General features: G+C 52.5%; 18 protein-coding genes. 5 read left to right on the top strand and 13 right to left on the bottom strand.

Annotated features, from left to right (window positions below):
- Positions 1 to 19 precede the first annotated feature (19 nt).
- Positions 20 to 880 (bottom strand): MetQ/NlpA family ABC transporter substrate-binding protein, encoded by an 861-nt coding sequence (locus PSAB_RS06445; protein WP_025333759.1) that lies wholly within the window; start codon positions 878 to 880, stop codon positions 20 to 22.
- A 265-nt stretch (positions 881 to 1,145) separates the two neighbouring features.
- Here PSAB_RS06445 and PSAB_RS06440 point away from each other — a divergent pair, with 265 nt between their 5' ends.
- Positions 1,146 to 1,601 carry an S-ribosylhomocysteine lyase gene (locus PSAB_RS06440; protein WP_025333758.1) on the top strand — a complete coding sequence of 152 codons (456 nt, stop codon included), beginning with the start codon at positions 1,146 to 1,148 and terminating at the stop codon, positions 1,599 to 1,601.
- An 18-nt stretch (positions 1,602 to 1,619) separates the two neighbouring features.
- Entirely contained in the window at positions 1,620 to 2,387 is a 768-nt protein-coding gene (locus tag PSAB_RS06435) for an SDR family NAD(P)-dependent oxidoreductase (protein ID WP_025333757.1), read from the top strand.
- A 209-nt stretch (positions 2,388 to 2,596) separates the two neighbouring features.
- On the opposite strand, the gene PSAB_RS06430 is transcribed toward PSAB_RS06435, so the two are convergent.
- Entirely contained in the window at positions 2,597 to 3,181 is a 585-nt protein-coding gene (locus PSAB_RS06430; protein WP_025333756.1) for a GNAT family N-acetyltransferase, read from the bottom strand.
- A gap of 163 nt (positions 3,182 to 3,344) precedes the next feature.
- Positions 3,345 to 3,881 (bottom strand): carbohydrate ABC transporter permease, encoded by a 537-nt coding sequence (locus PSAB_RS06425; RefSeq protein WP_264370901.1) that lies wholly within the window; start codon positions 3,879 to 3,881, stop codon positions 3,345 to 3,347.
- Positions 3,882 to 4,006: 125 nt separating this feature from the next.
- Between PSAB_RS06425 and PSAB_RS06420 the strand changes: the two genes are divergently transcribed.
- Positions 4,007 to 5,359 (top strand): RNA-guided endonuclease TnpB family protein, encoded by a 1,353-nt coding sequence (locus PSAB_RS06420; RefSeq protein WP_038595610.1) that lies wholly within the window; start codon positions 4,007 to 4,009, stop codon positions 5,357 to 5,359.
- A 490-nt stretch (positions 5,360 to 5,849) separates the two neighbouring features.
- On the opposite strand, the gene PSAB_RS06410 is transcribed toward PSAB_RS06420, so the two are convergent.
- The 6 genes from PSAB_RS06410 to cysT form a co-directional block, all read right to left on the bottom strand.
- Entirely contained in the window at positions 5,850 to 6,743 is an 894-nt protein-coding gene (locus PSAB_RS06410) for an ABC transporter substrate-binding protein (RefSeq protein WP_264370900.1), read from the bottom strand.
- 125 nt (positions 6,744 to 6,868) lie between these two features.
- Positions 6,869 to 7,654, bottom strand: a complete 786-nt coding sequence (locus PSAB_RS06405) for an MBL fold metallo-hydrolase (RefSeq protein WP_025333750.1) — start codon at positions 7,652 to 7,654, stop codon at positions 6,869 to 6,871.
- 161 nt (positions 7,655 to 7,815) lie between these two features.
- Positions 7,816 to 8,874 carry a sulfate ABC transporter substrate-binding protein gene (locus PSAB_RS06400; protein ID WP_025333749.1) on the bottom strand — a complete coding sequence of 353 codons (1,059 nt, stop codon included), beginning with the start codon at positions 8,872 to 8,874 and terminating at the stop codon, positions 7,816 to 7,818.
- A gap of 110 nt (positions 8,875 to 8,984) precedes the next feature.
- Entirely contained in the window at positions 8,985 to 10,049 is a 1,065-nt protein-coding gene (locus PSAB_RS06395) for a sulfate/molybdate ABC transporter ATP-binding protein (protein WP_025333748.1), read from the bottom strand.
- Position 10,050: 1 nt separating this feature from the next.
- Positions 10,051 to 10,848: a sulfate ABC transporter permease subunit gene (locus PSAB_RS06390; RefSeq protein WP_025333747.1), complete on the bottom strand. Its 798-nt coding sequence runs from the start codon at positions 10,846 to 10,848 to the stop codon at positions 10,051 to 10,053.
- Positions 10,845 to 11,660 carry a sulfate ABC transporter permease subunit CysT gene (cysT, locus tag PSAB_RS06385; RefSeq protein WP_025333746.1) on the bottom strand — a complete coding sequence of 272 codons (816 nt, stop codon included), beginning with the start codon at positions 11,658 to 11,660 and terminating at the stop codon, positions 10,845 to 10,847. The genes PSAB_RS06390 and cysT overlap by 4 nt, the downstream gene beginning before the upstream one ends.
- Positions 11,661 to 11,859: 199 nt before the next feature.
- Between cysT and PSAB_RS06380 the strand changes: the two genes are divergently transcribed.
- Positions 11,860 to 12,261 (top strand): secondary thiamine-phosphate synthase enzyme YjbQ, encoded by a 402-nt coding sequence (locus PSAB_RS06380; protein ID WP_025333745.1) that lies wholly within the window; start codon positions 11,860 to 11,862, stop codon positions 12,259 to 12,261.
- 250 nt (positions 12,262 to 12,511) lie between these two features.
- Here PSAB_RS06380 and PSAB_RS06375 read toward each other — a convergent pair whose 3' ends face one another.
- The 3 genes from PSAB_RS06375 to PSAB_RS06365 all read right to left on the bottom strand — a co-directional run bounded on the left by PSAB_RS06375 (position 12,512) and on the right by PSAB_RS06365 (position 15,212).
- Complete coding sequence (locus PSAB_RS06375) at positions 12,512 to 13,093, bottom strand: TetR/AcrR family transcriptional regulator (RefSeq protein ID WP_025333744.1); 582 nt, start codon at positions 13,091 to 13,093, stop codon at positions 12,512 to 12,514.
- 5 nt (positions 13,094 to 13,098) lie between these two features.
- On the bottom strand, positions 13,099 to 13,731 hold the full coding sequence (locus PSAB_RS06370; protein WP_025333743.1) for a YigZ family protein: 633 nt from the start codon (positions 13,729 to 13,731) through the stop codon (positions 13,099 to 13,101).
- 125 nt (positions 13,732 to 13,856) lie between these two features.
- Positions 13,857 to 15,212 (bottom strand): glucose-6-phosphate isomerase, encoded by a 1,356-nt coding sequence (locus PSAB_RS06365; RefSeq protein WP_025333742.1) that lies wholly within the window; start codon positions 15,210 to 15,212, stop codon positions 13,857 to 13,859.
- A gap of 321 nt (positions 15,213 to 15,533) precedes the next feature.
- Between PSAB_RS06365 and PSAB_RS06360 the strand changes: the two genes are divergently transcribed.
- A complete protein-coding gene (locus PSAB_RS06360) occupies positions 15,534 to 16,421 on the top strand; it encodes an NAD(P)-dependent oxidoreductase (RefSeq protein ID WP_025333741.1) in 888 nt (295 codons plus the stop codon).
- Between the two features lie 181 nt (positions 16,422 to 16,602).
- Here the strand turns inward: PSAB_RS06360 and PSAB_RS06355 are convergent, their stop codons facing one another.
- Positions 16,603 to 18,168, bottom strand: coding sequence for a M14 family metallopeptidase (locus tag PSAB_RS06355; protein ID WP_025333740.1), 1,566 nt, complete (start codon positions 18,166 to 18,168; stop codon positions 16,603 to 16,605).
- Between the last annotated feature and the right edge of the window lie 153 nt (positions 18,169 to 18,321).

Below are 18,321 nucleotides of genomic sequence, written 5' to 3'. Positions count from 1 at the left end.
TAACACCTCCTCCTGATTGTTATTCGTTGAAATAAGCTGGCAATCTGTAGCCTTCATAAGCCGAATTGGATTTGATGTAGTCCTTGAATTCCTGGGAATGATAGCCTTCGATAATGTCCTTAACGAACGGCTTGTCTTTATTTTTGCTGTCCACCGCCACGATGTTGGTGAATGGGTCCGTCATATTTTCAAGCTTCAACGCCGTGGTGAGTTTGATATTATTCGCGATGGCGAAGTTACCCTGAATGGCGGCAAAATCCACATCCTGAAGCGCCTGAGGTCCCTGCGCCGGCTCCGTCGCCACAAATTCAATGTTATGCGGATTGGAAGTTACGTCGTTAAGCGAAGTTTGCAGCGGATCAATATTGTCCTTCAGCGTAATCCAGCCGACTTCTTTCAGAATTGTCAATGCCCGCAGCATGTTGACCGGCTCGTTCGGCAGATTGACCTGCGCGCCGTCGCTGATTTCATCCAAGCTCTTGTGCTTCTTCGAATAGAGGCCCATCGGAGGCGTCGGAACCTGCACTGCGCCAATCAGGTTGATGTTTTCTCTTTTGTTAATCGATTCAAGGTAAAGGGAATGCTGAAACACATTGGCGTCAATCTCCCCGTTCGCTACCGCAACATTCGGTTGAATGCCGTCTGTGAACTCCTTGTATGTAATCTTGTAGCCTTTCTTCTCAAGGTATGGCGCTACGCCGTTCTTGAATTGATCGCTGTAAGGCCCCGGATTAAAGCTGATTCGCAGCGTCTTGGATTCCTCCTTCGAGCCATTTCCCGAAGATGAGGCGCCTGTGCTTTGACCGCAGCCCGAGATGAGAAGCGCAACAGCCATAATGACAAATAACGGTGACATCCATTGAATCTTTCTTTTTTTCATACTAGTTTCCCCCTTAAATATCCACTTTGATAAAATATCCGATTTTCAAACTTTACCCATTAAATTAATCGGATTTTAATTGTTTTATATCATAGTATGCATCTTTATTACTGTCAATACGTTGATAACGAGGATTTTTGCCGATTTTATTAATTCTATCGAATAAGTATGAATTAATAGTTTACTTCGAATTCCGAGTATGATACTTTGAAATAAGAGTGCAACTCATAGAAACATAGATTCAACTCGCGAAAGGAAGAGACCTATGGCAAAAGTCGAAAGTTTTCAACTCGATCATACGAAAGTTAAAGCACCCTATGTGCGCGTAGCCGGGACGGAACGAAACGGAACAGGAGCCGTTCTGCAAAAATACGATTTAAGGCTGCTTCAGCCGAATACCGATGCAGTGCCGACTGCGGCCCTTCACACGCTGGAGCATCTTCTGGCAACCTATCTGCGCGATGAGCTTCCCGGAATTATCGATATTTCGCCTATGGGATGCCGCACCGGCTTCTACCTGATTATCTGGGATGAGCATGAGCCGGCCGCGGTCGCGGCGGCGCTGACCAAAGTGCTGCGCAAGGTTCTGGAGACGGAGACCGTGCCGGCCGTCAGCGCGCTGGAATGCGGCAACTACAAGGACCATTCCCTCTTCGGAGCGAAGGAATACGCCAAGCTTGTGCTTGAGGCGGGCATCAGCGACGATCCCTTCTCGCGTTAAGCAAGGAGCGAGCAAAGTATGCTGATGATCAATTTGACCGGCAGGACGCTGGTTATTACCGGAGGCTTGTCGGGAATCGGCAAAGGAATCGCGGATTTGTTTCTGCAAGCGGGAGCCAATGTCGTTATCGGAGATATCGCCTGTGAGGGCGAGGAGCGGCCCTCGGAACGGCTGGCGGTGATCCGCTGCGACGTGACCCGGGAGGAAGACGCCGACAAGCTGATCGCCTATGCCGTGGCAACCTTCGGAAGAATCGATTTCGTGGTGAATAACAGCGGGATTTCAACGATGGATTTTGCGGTGGATATCAAGGAAAGCGACTGGGACAAGGTGATGGACGTTAACGCCAAAGGCGTCTTTCTCGTCTCAAAGGCGGGGGCGAGGCAGATGCTCCGGCAGGGCGGCGGCGGACGCATCATCAACATCGCCTCGCAGGCCGGGAAGAACGGCTACCGTTGCATGGGGAGCTACGTCGCCTCGAAGCATGCCGTGCTCGGATTTACGAAGGTTATGGCCCTGGAGCTTGCCCGCAAGCAAATCCTGGTGAACGCGGTCTGTCCGGGCATTGTCGAGACCGACATGAAGCGGCGCGAACGCGTCGAAGGGGCGCAGCTGCGCGGCATGACGCCGGAGGACATTCTGGCCGAGGACTGCTCGCAGGTGCCGCTGGGCCGGACGGCGCAGCCGGAGGATGTCGCGAACGTCGTGCTTTTCCTGGCGAGCCATCTTGCGTCCTACATGACCGGACAGGCGATTAATGTGACTGGCGGCATGACCATGAACTAGTTCAGGGTGGCCTCGTACGGGAATACTCTATAGAACGAAAAAAGGAGCGAATCTGCCGCGGATGCGGTTGGTTCGTTCCTTTTTACTAGTCAGGTGCCACAGGTTCGCGGACCCCTTCCGACCGTTCATTTGTCGATCTCCCGCTCCGTTTTCGGAGCTTCACGACCCGGTGGATGGCGATAGTGTTGGTATCCGGCATAACGCCAAGCCTATTCGTATTCGATGCCCCTTACTTTGGAGAACACTTTCGTGTTCTCCAGCTCTCCGTTCTCTCCTCGCCGGTTGTTTCGGTAAATGCCCTCCAGTGTAAAGCCCGCACGCTCCGCGACCGCCGCGCTCTTGAGGTTCTTCGCGTTGCACCGGATCTCGATCCGGTTCGCCTCAAGCTCGCGGATGGCGAAATCGGCAATTCCGTTCACTGCCTCCGTAATATAGCCCTTCCCCGCGCAGGAGGTTCTGATCCAGTAGCCGGTCTCGAAGCTGCGGATATCCCAGTCGATCCGATGCAGGCCGCTGCTCCCGATCAACTCTCCCGTGTGCTTATTGAAAATAAGCATATGCAGCTCCGAATGCTTCAAATACTCCACTCTTGCCAGCCGTATATGCTTCTCCGAGTCCTCCAGGGTGGGGGCGGTTCGGGCAAACGGCATCCACGGCCGCAGCTCCTCCAGACTTTCCAGAATCGCCTCGTTCATCGCGGTGCCGTCTCCCCACAACGGTGCGCGAATCAGCAGCCGCTCCGTCTCTAACCTTTCAGGAATAGATAGCATGATAGGATCAACAGAATGAGTCATGGCAGTCCCTCCGGGATAACAAAGTAATAACATTATATCACTTGTTTCCCCATGAGAAATCCAGGTTTTTTAAACTAATCTTGTCCGGCGCCGTCTCCTTCTCCATACCGGCTAAGTGCGCCGATGATGACGTCCCACAGTTTCTCATGATCGAGACCGAGAGCTATCCTTTAACCGCTCCCGCGGTCATGCCGGCGGTCAGATATTTTTGAACCGAGAGATAGAAGAGAAGCGTGGGTACGAGTACGATCGTCAACCCTGCCATTTGCAGCGTGTAGCTGCGGTTATACTGACCCGCGAAATTGGCCAGACCGAGCGGAAGCGTCTTGAGCGCGCTATCGCTGATCAACACCAGCGCGAAGGAGAATTCATTCCAGTTATTCAGGAAATTGATGATAAAGGCCGTCGCCAGCGCAGGCGTCAGCATCGGAATAATCAGTCGTCCAAAAACACCCATCACACTGCAGCCATCCACAATCCCGGCCTCTTCCACCTCTTTCGGAAAAGCGTTCATGAAACCCGCCAGAATAAAGATCGTTATCGGCAAATTGAAGGCCTTATAGGGAAGCAGCAGAGTCAGCCGGTTATCCAATAGATTAAAAGTGCGCATTTCGATAAACAATGGTACGAGTGTGGCGTGGATCGGAATCAGCATGCCGAAGGTGAAATAGACAAGCAGGAAGCCCTTCGATTTGAACAGATTTAGTGTCGCAGTCCCCCGCCTCTAAGCCAACAGCGAAGGCGGGGGTTAGACACGTCCGCTTTACCAAACATACGTTCCTGTGTTATGCTTGATCCATCAAACATGCGATGGAGGTGTATCTCATGAAGGTGGTCAAAACACTCAAACATCCGATTATATCTCACCACCGCATGCTAGATGCGACTCTCCATGTATATCAAGAAGCGTTATCGTTTTTGATTACGGTTATTCAAGAGCAGTTTATGTCCTTGGCATCGTTATCCACCCAAGCGGTGGTGACGGCGGTAGAACGGCTGTCTCACCGTACCAGACAAAATTCGAATCCGCTATACGCCGAGTTTGATCAACGCTTTTACAAGTTTCCTTCGTACTTCCGCAGAAGTGCCATTGCCGAAGCGTTTGGCATTGTGAAAAGTCATCATTCCCGTTTTGAGCTTTGGCAAGCCGAGCGGCAACGCGCCCAGCAAGAAGGGAAACGCTTTTCGAAGAAACCTCCGATACTCCAAGATCAGCATCAGGCGTTCCCTTGCTTGTACAAAGGAAATATGTTCATTCGAACCTCCGATCGGGCAGCCAAAATCAAGATATTTCATCAAGGGGATTGGGTCTGGCTCCCCATTATCTTTAAAGGGCAGGACCTATTTAAACGTAACGTGTGGAGCATGAAAGAATGTAGCCCCACATTGGTTCGGAAAGGAAAACGATATGCCCTTCATATCGCCTATGAAGGGGATGTGAAGTTGGCTCAGACGGAACCTTCCAAGCAGCGGGTGTGTGCCGTTGATTTGGGGTTAACGAATTCCGCGGTCTGTTCCGTGATGGACGCAAGCGGCACTGTCTTGGCGAGGACCTTTATCAACCAAGCCAAAGAGAAAGATCGGATGCGCCAAATCACAGGCAAACTGAAACAAGCTCAGCGACAATCCGGTATAGGGGCAAAACCGAATTTCTGGCGGCGGATGAACGGATTACAGACGCATATCGTCCACGATACCGCGCATCAAATCCTCGCCTTTGCCCAAAAGCACCGCGCAGATGTCATTGTCATGGAGTATTTAGGCAAAATGCGTCTGCCTAAAGGAACATGGGGAGCGGGGCGGCTTCGTGCCAAACTCCAGTTTTGGGCCAAACGGCGCATCCAAACGAAAGTGACCGAAATGGCGCATTTCCTGGAGATGCGGGTGTCCATGGTCAACCCTGCAAATACCAGTGCGCTTGCTTTTGACGGCAGTGGGTTTGTACAACGCAACACAAAGCGTGATGTTGCTGTATTCGCAACAGGCAAAACGTATCACGCGGACCTTAATGCCTCGTATAACATCGGCGCACGATACGTGCTACGTAATATACAAAAATCCACATCTGAAAAGAGGTGGTTGTCCTTGGAGGCCAAAGACCCTTCATTGGCAAAACGAACGTACTGGACGTTGGCTTCCCTCATTAGGGTGCAACAGGCATTGAGACTTCAAACATGAAGCTCCCAAGCGTGTGCAACCCTGTATCGATGCCAACAGAAGCCCCCACTTCATGCGTAAGCTAAGTGGGGGAGAGTTCACCTCAAACCGGCTTAAAAAGAACGCCGCCAAAGCTCCGACCAGCAGCGTGAGCACGACCGAGGCCAGCGTAACCGTAATACTGTTGACAAGATACGGACCCAGCTTCGCCACTTTCCAGGCTTCAATATAATGCTCCACATCGGCTTGCGGGCTAATCCGAACGGATTCATGGACAGCTCCTGCTCCGTTTTCAGCGAATTGAGAATCATCCACAGCAGAGGATAAATGTTAACCACGAGCAGCAGCACGAGAACAAGGCGGTGGATATGAGCCGACAAGTACCGGAGTAACTTCCTTGACATCGGCAAGCGCGCCGGTCATTTCTTTAAACAGCGGATCGATATCCGCAGGCGCCTCTACATTGGCCGGAACCATATTTCCGGACCGGATAATATTTTGGTAGGATTGTTCACTGTAACTGCAAAAACTTCTCGGCTGCCGCCTTTTTGGTCTCGTCCAGCTTTGCGTTCAAGACAACCCCCTGATTCGTCGCGCCCGGCATCGTGGACATGCTGCCTTTGCCTCCCTCGATCTGCGGGAATACGGCGAAGCCTACTTCAAAATCCGCAGCCTTATCCATGGAAATTTGCTTGACTCCCCAGCTGCCGTCTATATACATAGCTGTATTGCCGGAGAGGAACAGATTGGTCGCCTGCACATTGTCAATACTGTTCAGATCAACGTTAAATGCTCCCATATCGGAAAGTTCCTTGATATCTTTCAGAGCGTTCATAAAATCCGGGTCGGTAAACTTCTGTTCTCCCGACTTGATTTTCGCATAAAGATCCGTCCCCGAGATTCTTTCATTAAGAGGCGACAGAAGAGACGCCAGCAGGACGCTGCCCGTTTTATTGCCATAGGCGATTGGCGTAATATTTTTGGCCTTCAGATCCTTCACCATCGCTTTGAAAGCTTCATACGTCTTCGGAAACTCGGTATAACCCGCATCCTTCATTATTTTTTTTTTGTAAAAAATGACCGTAGCATATGAAACCTCGCCCGGAATCCCGTACTGCTTGCCATCGACATTAAATTCTTTGATTTTCGAGGACGGTAAAAAATCTTCCTTCCAGTTGCCCATCATATCGTCAATCGGCATCAGCGCTCCGGAACGGGCGGCCTGTTCAAACGTGGAACCTCCGCCGATCATCAGAATCAAATCCGTCAATTTGCCCGCAGCCGCGGTCGTGCTTAATTTTACCGGGTAATCGTTATAGGGAATCGTTTCAATGTCCAGCTTGATATCCGGATTGGCTTCCTGGAAAGCCATTGCATTTTTATGATATTTTGCATAATTAACAATGTAAATGATTAAACTAGAATCCTTGGTGATTTGTGGATATTTAATCGAAAAAACGCATAAAAACCGTCACACCAATGTGACGGCTTTCGTTAAATTCATGTTTGATTTGCCCAAGGGCCAAAACGTTATTCTTCGATCCGGTGCCCCAGCGGCACGGTCTTGCCCGCATACCCCAGCTCCACATTGTCCGGCAGGTCATACGCCTTCCGCAAATCCACGTCATGCGACATATGCGTGTAAACGGCCCGCCGCGGCTTCACATCCGCTAGCAGCTCGGCCGCTTCGGTCATGTCATAGACAGAACGGGTCGACAGTTCGGCTTCCTCATGATAAAAGCTTGTACCCAGCACAAGCAGATCGGCCTCCCGCATTAACCGGGTCTCCTCGTCTCCCAGGGAGATCGAATCCGGACAGTACACCCAGGCGTAGCCCTCTTTTTCCAGACGAAAAGCGTAAGAGTAGCCGTTCTTGCCGTGGTTTACCCTCCAGGCGGCGATTTGCCACCCGTCCAGCTCGATCCCCTCATCAAGAGGCTTCAGTTCGATATGGCTTCCCAGCCAGGGATACTGCCGCAAAATAACCGGAATAACCTCCGCAGGTGCATACAGCTCACCCTTGATCCCAACCCAGCGGCAGGCATCCGCCCATTCCGGCAGACCGCCGATATGGTCAAAGTGAGGGTGGGTCACCAGCAGCCTGCGCATAACGCGAATGCCAAGGCTCTCCATCTGACGGCGCCAGTCTGGCCCGCAGTCGATCACGAAGAAATCGTCACTGCTCTCGACCAGCACGGAGGACCGCAGCCGCGCGTTCGTTCCGCTCAATCTCGCTTCTTCGCATACCGGGCAGCCGCAGTACACCCTTGGCGTTCCCATGGCGTCGCCCGTACCCAGAAACTTCAACGTATCCATTTCTCTACTCCCCTTCTATTCGCTTGGAAATTTCAGCCTGTCTTTATTATAAAATAGGAAAGCGCTGTCTGCCTAATGAGGCGAAAAGTTGGTTCTCCGGGATTAATAAAAAAAGCAGACCGCCCTCTCTCATAAAGGGTTGTCTGCTTTTTCTCATTGGCTTAAATTCCCGCAAGCACCTGGTACCATACGCCCCGTTTCGAGTACAGCGTGCTGCGGACCTTATCCCATCCGCCTAAATAGTCGATATCGAATAACCCCGAGGGGACGGGGAACCGGCTCTGATTGGCCTTGTACACCTGCTGATCAACAGGCCGGAATCCATGCTCGGCGAAAATCTCCTGCGCCTGAGGCGACACCAGGAAATCGACGAAAGCTTCGGCCGCCTTCCGTGTGCCGTGCTTATCGGCGTATTTATCGACTACCGCCGCCGGATTCTCAATCAGAATCGTATCCTTGGGAATGACCACCTCATACTTCACTCCCTTGGCAATCCGCGCCAGCAGTTCATTCTCATAGGTTACGATAACATCGCCGACGCCATACTCGAACGCCGCCATCGAGGCCCGTCCGCTCTTGTCCAGCGACTCTACATTGGCGTGGACGTCTGCCAGAAAGGCTTTGGCCGCCTCCGGTTCCTTCTGCCCGTCCTTCTCCTCCGACTGCTTCAGTCCGGCGCCGTAGATCGCGTTGATATCCCACTGGGCGCCGCCCGAGGTCTTCGGATTGGGGTACAGCACCTTTACACCGGGCTTCGTCAAATCGGTAAAATCCTTAATCCCCTTCGGGTTGCCTTCGCGCGTGCCCATCACGACGATCGAACGCGTCACCATGCCGTTCTGGCCCCGTTCCTTCCAGGATGGGTTCACCAGCCCCGCGTCGACCAGCTTGTTGACATCGCCCTCCATCGCCAGAAGCGTCACATCGGCCTCGAATCCGCCAGCGATTGCCCGGGCCTGAGTCCCCGAAGCCTCGTATGACTGCTGAAACGCTATCGTTTGTCCAGTCTCAGCCTTCCATTTCTCCGCAAACAGCGGCAAAATATCCGCCATCGCATCCTTCGCCACGCTGTAAGCGCCAATAACCAAGGTTACATCGCCTTTTGCCCCGGCATCCGTCGCCGTGCTTTTCTCTTCCGCTGCGCAAGCGGTAAGCGTCAGCGCCAGCAGCAATACAGCCAGCCATCCGTGAAGTTGTCTGCTCCTTCTGAAAAGCTTCATTTCCAAGCCTCATTTCTTCCCAAGTTGCCACGCCAAAATTCACCCCGCAAAGTGAAGTCCAGCTCGGCGCCAATTCAGATAACGCCGATTCCTCTGCGGGGAAACGGGTCTTAAATATATACCGGCATCGGATCTTCCTTCAGGCTGTTCTCCTGAATCCAGCTCCGCTCGTCATTGAACAGGTAAGCGCGGTGCACCAGTACGGCAATCTCCTGCCCCACCTGGAGCGTTTCCTTCTCCAGCGAACGGTAGGTCACCAGCTTATGACCGTTCACTTCGACCTCAACCAGCCATTCGCTGCCCCGGAACTGCAGATGCTTGACAATGCCTTTCTCGGTTGCCGAAGCCATTTTAAAGTCCTGAAGTTCGCCTACCTCGATGTACTCGGGGCGGATCAGCGCTTTGGTCGGCTTGCTGCTTTCCGCCGGCTTGAATCCCTTCAATTCGGCCGCATTCTCGATCAGCGTCGACTCGCCGATAAAGGTCGCCACGAACGTCGTCTTCGGCTCCTTGTAAATATCCCAAGGCGTGCCTTTCTGCTCCAGACGGCCCTGATTAATGATCATGATTTCGTCTGCAACTTCAATCGCTTCATCCTGGTCATGCGTTACAAAAATAGATGTGATTCCTACGCGCTCAATCAGTTCCCGCAGCCAGGAGCGGAGCTCTTGGCGGATCTTGGCGTCGATCGCGGCGAACGGCTCGTCGAGCAGCAGCAGCTGCGGCTCTGGCGCAAGCGCCCGGGCGAACGCTACCCGCTGGCGCTGACCACCGGAGAGCTGTTGCGGATACCGCTTCTCGAAACCTTTAAGCCCTGTCAGCTCCACCAATTCCATAACCCGATCGCGGATGAAGCTTTTGTTCGCTTTTTTCACTTTAAGCCCGAAGGCGATATTGTCATATACTGTCATATGCTTGAACAGCGCATAGTTCTGGAACACGAAGCCAATGCCGCGCTCCTGCGGCGGAAGATTATTGACCACCTGTCCATGAAAGACGATTTCGCCGGCATCCGGCGTTTCAAGACCCGCCAGCATCCGCAGGATGGACGTTTTGCCGCCTCCGCTCGGGCCGAGCAGGCCGATCAGATGACCTTTTGTAATTTCGAAGCTGACATCCTTCACCGCATGAAAATTGCCAAAATGCTTGTTAAGTCCGCGCACTTCCACGTGCATGTCAACGCACTTCCTTTCTTTTCTTGCTCCATTCCATGAGCAGCAGAAGTCCTACCGAAAAAGCGGCCAATACCAGCGCGACGCCGCCTGCCGCACTTACATTGAAATTCTCGACATCCTGGTAAACCAGCGTCGTCGCTGTCTGAGTCTTATTCATAATGTTGCCGGATACGACGAGCACGGCCCCGAATTCCCCCAGCGAGCGGGCAACCGTAAGAATGACGCCGTAGGTCACCGCCCATTGAATCGAAGGCCAGGTTACCTTCCAGAAGGTCTTCCACCCATACGCGCCGAGCGTCGAAGCGGCCTCCTCCTGCTGCCCGCCAATTTCCTGCAGAACAGGCATCACTTCCCTGACCATTAGCGGGAATGTGACGAACAGTGTGGCGATGACCATCCCTGGAAAAGCGTAGACGATATTGAAGCCAATCTGTTCAAACACCGCCCCAAGCGGGCTGTCCGGGCCAAGCAGCAGGACAATCATCAATCCGCCGATGACGGGCGATACCGCGTACGGAAGATCGACGATGCTGTTCAGCAGGCTTTTCAGCCGGGGGCTGAGCCAATCGGCCCGAACCAGATACAGAGCCGTCATGATGCCGAACACGGTGTTCAGCACCGTCACCGTTACCACGACCAGCGCCGTCATCATCAGCGCATGCAGCGCTTCCGGCCTTGTCAGGGCATCCCGGAATCCGGAAAGGCCGTTACTGAAGGCATTGGAGATAATTTTTCCAAGAGGAGCGGCTATTAACAGAAAGAAAACGATATAGGTAAGTCCGATCCACAGCCTTCTCATGCTCTTCTCCCCCTCATCTGCGCCATGTTGATCAGCCAGAGAATCAGGAAGGAGAGCGTCAGCAAAATAATAGAAACGGCTGCAGCTCCGGTCGGATTGTCGCTCTCCACTTCGCCGTAGATAAACACCGAAGATACGAGCGTACGTCCCGGGATATTGCCCGCCACCAATACGACGGCCCCGAATTCGGCAAGCGCCCTGGAAAAGGCAAGCATTCCTCCTCCGATCATGCCCGGCGCCATGGATGGCAGAATAACCTGCCGGAACACCCGGAAGCCTGTGGCGCCCATGGTGTAGGCTGCTTCTTCCTCGGAAGGGTCAAGCTCTTCCAGCAGCGGCTGCACCGCCCGGATGACGAACGGAAAGGTCACAAACACCATCGCGATGACAATGGCCGGCTGATGAAAGACGATTTCCAGCCCGAGCGCTTCCGCCGCTCCGCCGATCAGGCTTCCCGGTCCGAGCAGGAGCAGAATCATCAGCCCCCCGACCGCCGTCGGCAGCGCGAAAGGCAGATCCACCATACTGTTCAGCAGCGACCTTCCGGGAAATTTGTAGCGGACCAGCACCCAGGCGATCATCGTGCCCAGAACGACGTTGATAATGGTCGCAAGGAGCGCAAGCCTTAGCGTGAGCAGCACCGATTTCCAGGCTATGGGATCAGATATGCTTTCGGCAAAATTTTTGAAACCGAGTGAAAATGAGTTGTAATAGACGCCAAGAATCGGAAGCACGATCAATACGACGAAGTACAGCAAAATCGTGGTTCGGAATCCCCAGGTCCATCCTTTGTGTCTAAGCAGCGAATTCAACAGATAATCCTCCTACCTCCGGCTGACGGGTCGGTATACTCGCCATTTCAGGCGATCTGTAATTCCTATTAACATACTGGGTTTAATAATTATTACTACTTTACCACCCTCCTCTTGCCATCGTCAATTACTTTCGAAGCTTTTTGGGGTAAAATAGTTGTGAACGGGTTGAAATCGACTAAGAAAGGGGAATCCGTTAGTGTTGCACACGGCAGAAATTGCTACAAGCAAGCGGGATGAGCTGCGAGATATTACCAGAGAGGTTATTTCGTATGTAAGAAAAAGCGGCGTCCAGAACGGTATAGCGGTTGTATACTGCCCCCACACAACAGCCGGCATCGCGATCAACGAAAACGCCGATCCCGATGTGAAGCATGACGTGCTAATGCGCCTGGACGAGGTATATCCATGGGAGCATCCCAAATACCGACACGCGGAAGGCAATACGGCATCGCATCTCAAATCCATAACGGCGGGGCCATCCCAGAGCATCATCATCCACGAAGGCGAGCTGCTGCTGGGACGGTGGCAGGGTATTTATTTTTGCGAATTCGACGGCCCGAGACGGCGGCAATATTATGTAAAAATCATTGAAGGGTAAGGCAGGACACAAGAAGAAACGGCTTCGCCGTCCTCTGGAAGAGGAAGGCATCCGTCTCTCGTAAAAATATCAGGTTAAAGATAAGCGCGAAGCTTATAATTTCTGATATTTCAAGCAAAAGGCCGTTTTCGGAACTAAACGCCGAATCGGCCTTTTAACTTATGCTTCACCTTTTCGCTTTTACGTAGCAGAGGAGCAACCGATTACCAATTCACAGCCATAAAGCGTAAAAGGATGAAAAAATATCCCCCTACAGGCTGCGGCACAACACCCGGACATGCGACATCGCCGCCGATTTTACATCGTCAAACTGGATCTTGTCCTGAATGTAGTACGAAATAAAGCCGTGGGCCGACAGGAACATCGTCAGAGGCACACTCTGCCAGTCCTCAGGCACATAGCCTTCTTCTTTTAAATAACGGCGCACCATACCGGAGAATAAATCGAAACACTTCCCTTGTTCCGCTCTACAGTATGCCAGCAGCTCTTCGTCCCGGATCATGAACATAATCTCGTACTGATACGGATGGTCCAAGCCGAAGCGGATAAACTCCAGCATCAGCTGCTCCACCTTGCTTACTCCCTCTTCCGGAGGTCTGTTCATCGTCTCGTCCAGCAGCTCGGCCAAACGGTTGAAGTCTTCAACTACAATCGCGTAGAACAGCTCTGCTTTTTCCTTAAAGTGGTAATAAAGGGATCCATGACTGTATCCCAAATGTTGACCAATGCTGCGCATGGAGATGGCCCGATAACCTTTCGTGATGAAAAGATGTCTTGCCGCCTCCAGAATCCTTTCCCTCGACAACTCCTGTTCCACTGCTCTTCTAGCCATAGTTATTATTCCCCTTCTTCGTAATAAATCTGTCTTCCCTCCGTTACAACCGCTTGTCCCTGGGTTAAATCCGTTATCCATGCCTTGAAGGCATCGGCTTCACCATTCCGCGGCAGGCATGTCAGCTTGACCTTGTCGGTGAACTCCGTTTCCCCGGTTTTGGTCCCCCGGCCTCTCAGTTCATTCTCAACCTTGCCAAGCCAGGTATAGTCCAGTTCCACAAACACTTCACGATGCAGAACGCGGGTGATCACTGGTCCGGCTTCCAGCGCCTGTACCGCGCCGTCCGTGTAGGCCCGAATGAGGCCGCCCGCTCCAAGCAGGATTCCGCCGAAGTAACGTGTGACGACTATAGCCGCATTTTTGATGCCTTGGCTCCGAATGACTTCCAAAATCGGTTTCCCTGCCGTACCGCTCGGTTCCCCGTCGTCCGACTGCTTCTGAATTTCATCCCGCTCCCCGATCATATACGCGGAACAGTTATGCGTGGCGTCCCAATGCTTCTTCTTGATGTCTTCAATAAACTTAACCGCTTCTTCTTCCGTCTCTACCGGCATGACATGTCCGATAAAACGCGATTTGCGGATAACGATTTCCTTGGAACCGGAAGAACGCACCGTCCGGTATTGTTCCAGCATTGTTCATTCATTCCTTACTCGCTGTAATCTTGGTATATACGAGGAGCAGCCCGCGGTATTGGATTACCTAATGGACTGCTCCCTGATGGATTACTGTAGTGTGTTATGAGATGAGAAACGGCAATCTACTCGGTAAGTCTGGCCTCGAGCTCCGCTTTTTCCTTTTCATAGCCCGGCTTGCCGAGCAGCGCGAACATGTTCTTCTTGTACGCTTCTACGCCCGGTTGGTCGAACGGGTTGACGCCAAGCAGGTATCCGCTGATACCGCAGGCTTTTTCAAAGAAGTATACGAGATAGCCAAAGCTGTATGGCGTTTGATCCGGGATCGTGACAACCAGGTTCGGAACTTGTCCGTCCGTATGCGCAAGCAGCGTGCCTTGGAACGCCTTCTTGTTCACGAAGTCCACGGTCTGTCCGGCCAGGAAGTTCAATCCGTCCAGATCGTCCGGATCGCTCTCGATTGTAATATGCTCCCGAACCTGATCCACTTGGATAACCGTTTCAAAAATGTTGCGGTTGCCCTCCTGGATAAATTGGCCCATCGAGTGCAGATCGGTCGAGAAATCTACGGAAGAAGGATAAATGCCTTTGAAGTCCTTGCCTTCGCTCTCGCCGAACAGCTGCTTCCACCATTCCGATACGTAATGGAGCGATGGCTCGTAGTTGACAAGAATTTCCGTCGTTTTGCCTTTGCGGTAAAGCGCGTTGCGGACGGCGGCGTATTGGTAGCTTTGGTTCGTTGCCACATCCGGATTGTTGAACTCGTCTGCTGCGGCTGCTGCGCCCTTCATCATTTCTTCGATGTCGATGCCGGCAGCGGCAATCGGCAGCAGACCAACCGGCGTCAGAACGGAATAGCGTCCGCCCACATCGTCCGGAATGATGAACGATTCATAGCCCTCTTCGTTGGCAAGTGTCTTAAGAGCGCCTCTTGCCTTGTCGGTTGTGGCGTAGATCCGCTTGCGCGCTTCTTCCTTGCCGTATTTCTTCTCCAACTCTGCGCGGAATACGCGGAAAGCAATCGCAGGCTCGGTAGTCGTGCCGGACTTGGAAATGACGTTGACCGAGAAGTCCTTGCCTTCAAGAAGCTGAATCAAATGCGTAAGATAAGTCGAGCTGATATTGTTGCCCGCAAAATAAATTTCAGGCGTCTTCCGCTTGCCCTTCTCCAGATTGTTGTAGAAGGAATGGGTCAGCGATTCAATCGCTGCGCGGGCTCCCAGGTAAGAACCGCCGATGCCGATAACGATCAGTACATCGGAGTCGTTCTGAATTTTCTTCGCAGCCGCTTGGATGCGGGCGAATTCTTCTTTATCGTAGTTGTGGGGAAGATCAATCCATCCGGTATAGTCGGAACCTGTACCAGTTTTGGTATGCAATTGCTCATGGGCTAATTTGATTGGTGCTGCAAAATAGTCGATTTCGTGTTGATTGATGAAGGACAGGGCTTTGCTGTAATCAAAACTGATTTTTTTGGACATCGGTTATGGAACCCTCCTGTTTAGCTTTCGATTTGACACGAATTGTAACAACTTTATAATAGGATACTTTAATTTCACTGGGCTGGCAAGGTCCTAGGGCACAGGCAAAAGTATCATTTTGATAAAAACGGAGCCTTTGACGGAAGCGTTTCCCATGCAGGAGTGGCTTGTGCGGGTTGGAACCTCTCTCCAGCTCGTGCTAAAATGAAAAAGATTAGGCTGGAAGTCCGGGGAAATATGCTGATTCGGAACTGGTTCAGTCCTACTTCCGCAGTTATTTCCGTTCTTCTGCTACCTCTAATAGCAAAGGTGTGAAAATTTATGAAACAAATCGGATTTATCGGACTCGGTACGATGGGAGCGCCCATGGCCTCCAACCTGCTGCGGGCAGGATTTCAGGTAACAGTGTACAACCGTACGGCCTCAAAAAGTGATCCGCTTGTGACGGAAGGCGCCACAGCCGCCGCTTCTCTGCAGGCCGCCTCTGAAGGCAAGGACGTTATTATTACCATGGTCAGCAATGACGATTCGATCCGCGAGATTTATTACGGGCCGGAAGGGATTCTGGAAGCTCTGAAGCCGGGAGCGGTCGTGATCGATTCGAGCACAATCTCGCCGGGGCTGGTCAAGGAAATCGCGGCCGCTGTCGAAAATAAGGGCGCGCATTTCCTCGACGCTCCGGTAACCGGCAGTAAGCCGGGCGCGGTGGAAGGTACGCTCGTCTTCATGGTCGGCGGCAGCGCCGATGTTATTGAAGCGAGCCGCGATGTGTTCGACGCCATGGGCAAGCTGCTGCTTCACATGGGCGAGAACGGCAGCGGGGCAGCAGCGAAGCTGGCCCATAACGCGATGGTCGGCATCCATAATATCGCGCTTGCTGAAGGCTTCTCGATCGCAGTGAAGTCCGGCGTGCCCGCGGACAAGTTCCTGGAGCTGATACGGAACGGCTCGGCCGGCAGCAAGCAGGTTGAACTGAAGGGCCGCAAGATTATCGAGAACGACTTCAGCAACCAGTTCTCGCTAGGGCTGATGCTGAAGGACCTGAAGCTGGCCTCCGCGCTGAGCGACGCAAGCGGAGTGCCTACCCCGGCCCTGGAACTGGCCAAGAGCCTGTTTCAGGCGGGCTACAACAGCGGGAGCGGCGAGGAAGATCTCTCGGCTGTCGTAAAAACCTACGAAGCCTGGATCGGCCGCAAAATCGGCGAATAAGGGCGGCGGAGCTCGAAATCATATATAAGATAAAAACAGCCTGCCTCTATGCAGTAATTCGATCTGCATGGGGCAGGCTGCTTTTGTGTACTCGGGCGGCTTTAAAGTTTCGAGTTGGGGCGTAATCCGCGCCCTGCTGCCATCGCCGGCGCCTCGCGTAAGGCGGCTTATTAGCGGCCGGTTAAGGGGCCGGCGTCGTCTCCGGTGCCGTGCTATCCGGTCCGGCGCTATTCGCTGCGTTTTCCGGTCCGGCACTTTCAGCTCCGGCGCCTTCAGTTGCAGCAGCCGCTCCCTCTTCCGCATTGTCCGTCTTGGCAGGTTCCACAGGCCACCGGAGAACCACCTCGCGGCCATCAAGCCACCACTCCCCTTGTCCTAAATCGACACGGAGCCATGAGCCGATCCGGCCCGTTACTTTAAGGCTTTGCGAAGACAAATAGGCGACTTTTGGAGCAAAAGCATCGGGATATTTGCGCAACACGGCTTTTTGCTTGATATCGGCTTCCGCACCGATTTCTTCCACAATCCCTAGCTGACCGGGAGCGGGATGAATCCATCCGGCACCGGTTTCTGTCTTGATTTGGTACCAGTCGCCTTTTCGGGCAAGCGTCAATACGTCATGCGGACTGGTAACCGAAGAAGACGCGGCGGTACCTGCCCCCTGATAAACCGGCGTACTTGCAAACAAACTCATGTGTTGATTCAGAATTTGCACATTCTGCCGCTTTAGCCATAGCTTATACGTCTGCGAAGCGGTATATAACGGAACCTGTCTATTCTCGTTCCATACTTTTCCGAAGGCGCTCAGCGGCAGGTTGCTCTCCCCCGCGTAATTTCCGATTTCAATCGTAAAGCCCGGACGTCCGAACTCTTGAATGAACCAGTCCTTATAGCCTCCTCCCGATGGATTTTTTTCCGGTCGGACAAGATTGTAGCCTGTTAACCGTGCCAGCGAGGATGCGATCTCCCAATCGCGCGCCAGGTTTGCGGGAAGCGTCCGATAATTCCAGAAAATAATTTCGCCGGAGCTGTGGTAAGAAATCGTAATGTCCGGATCTATTTTATACGTAAAATCCATCATCATTTTGACTTCAGGCGCCTGGACCGGCTTTGTTCCTCTGTAATTTTGATAGTTCGGGTAGCTGACCGCATTTTTCATCGTGCTCCAATTGGCCGGATACTGGCGGTTCAGATCGAGTCCCTGCATATTGGCCTTCCAACGGGTAAAATCGGCGCTGCCCCTGTTATAGCGGCTCAGCATTGCAGCTGCGTTTTTTGGCAAACCGGCGGTCCCTTGCTGAGACAATGTTACCCCGTCCGGGTTAACCATCGGCACGATCCAGATGCTGACGCGGTTCAGGATCTCCCTGATCTTATAGGGTCCGATTGACTTGTCGAGAGTATAGCTTTGAGCGTATGTATCAATCATTTTCATCAGCAGTGCGGTTGTCATCCATTCCCGGGCGTGATGCGAACCGTTCAGGAACAGCACCGAATCCCCGCGGCCAAGCTTTACAGCCCACAGTTGTCTTCCGTACGCGGTCTGACCTAAAGTCCGGACGGAAACCAGGTCAGGATACTCGTTTGCCAGCTTCTCAATATCTCGCTGCATGACGGAATAGGAATAGACTTGTTTTGGATTTACGATATCGGCGGAGGCCCGGGCCTCACCGGTTGGAAAAATAACGACAGACAGCAGTAAAATGTGGAAAAGAATTAGAGAATAATAGGTTGACTTATACGACATTCGTTTCAGCGTTTCCAGCCCCTTAGATCGATGTATGAATCTATCATCTTATTCATCGTCTGCGGGCTGTTATTTTTGAATATTTGAATATAACGAAAAAGCTTGAGTTAACGTCTATAAAAAGAAGAGAGAGCACCCTTCGCCTTCTTCAGG

It is taken from the genome of Paenibacillus sabinae T27 (genome assembly GCF_000612505.1).
Lineage (GTDB): Bacteria > Bacillota > Bacilli > Paenibacillales > Paenibacillaceae > Paenibacillus_AQ > Paenibacillus_AQ sabinae.
This window is presented reverse-complemented; position numbering and strand designations above follow the sequence as displayed.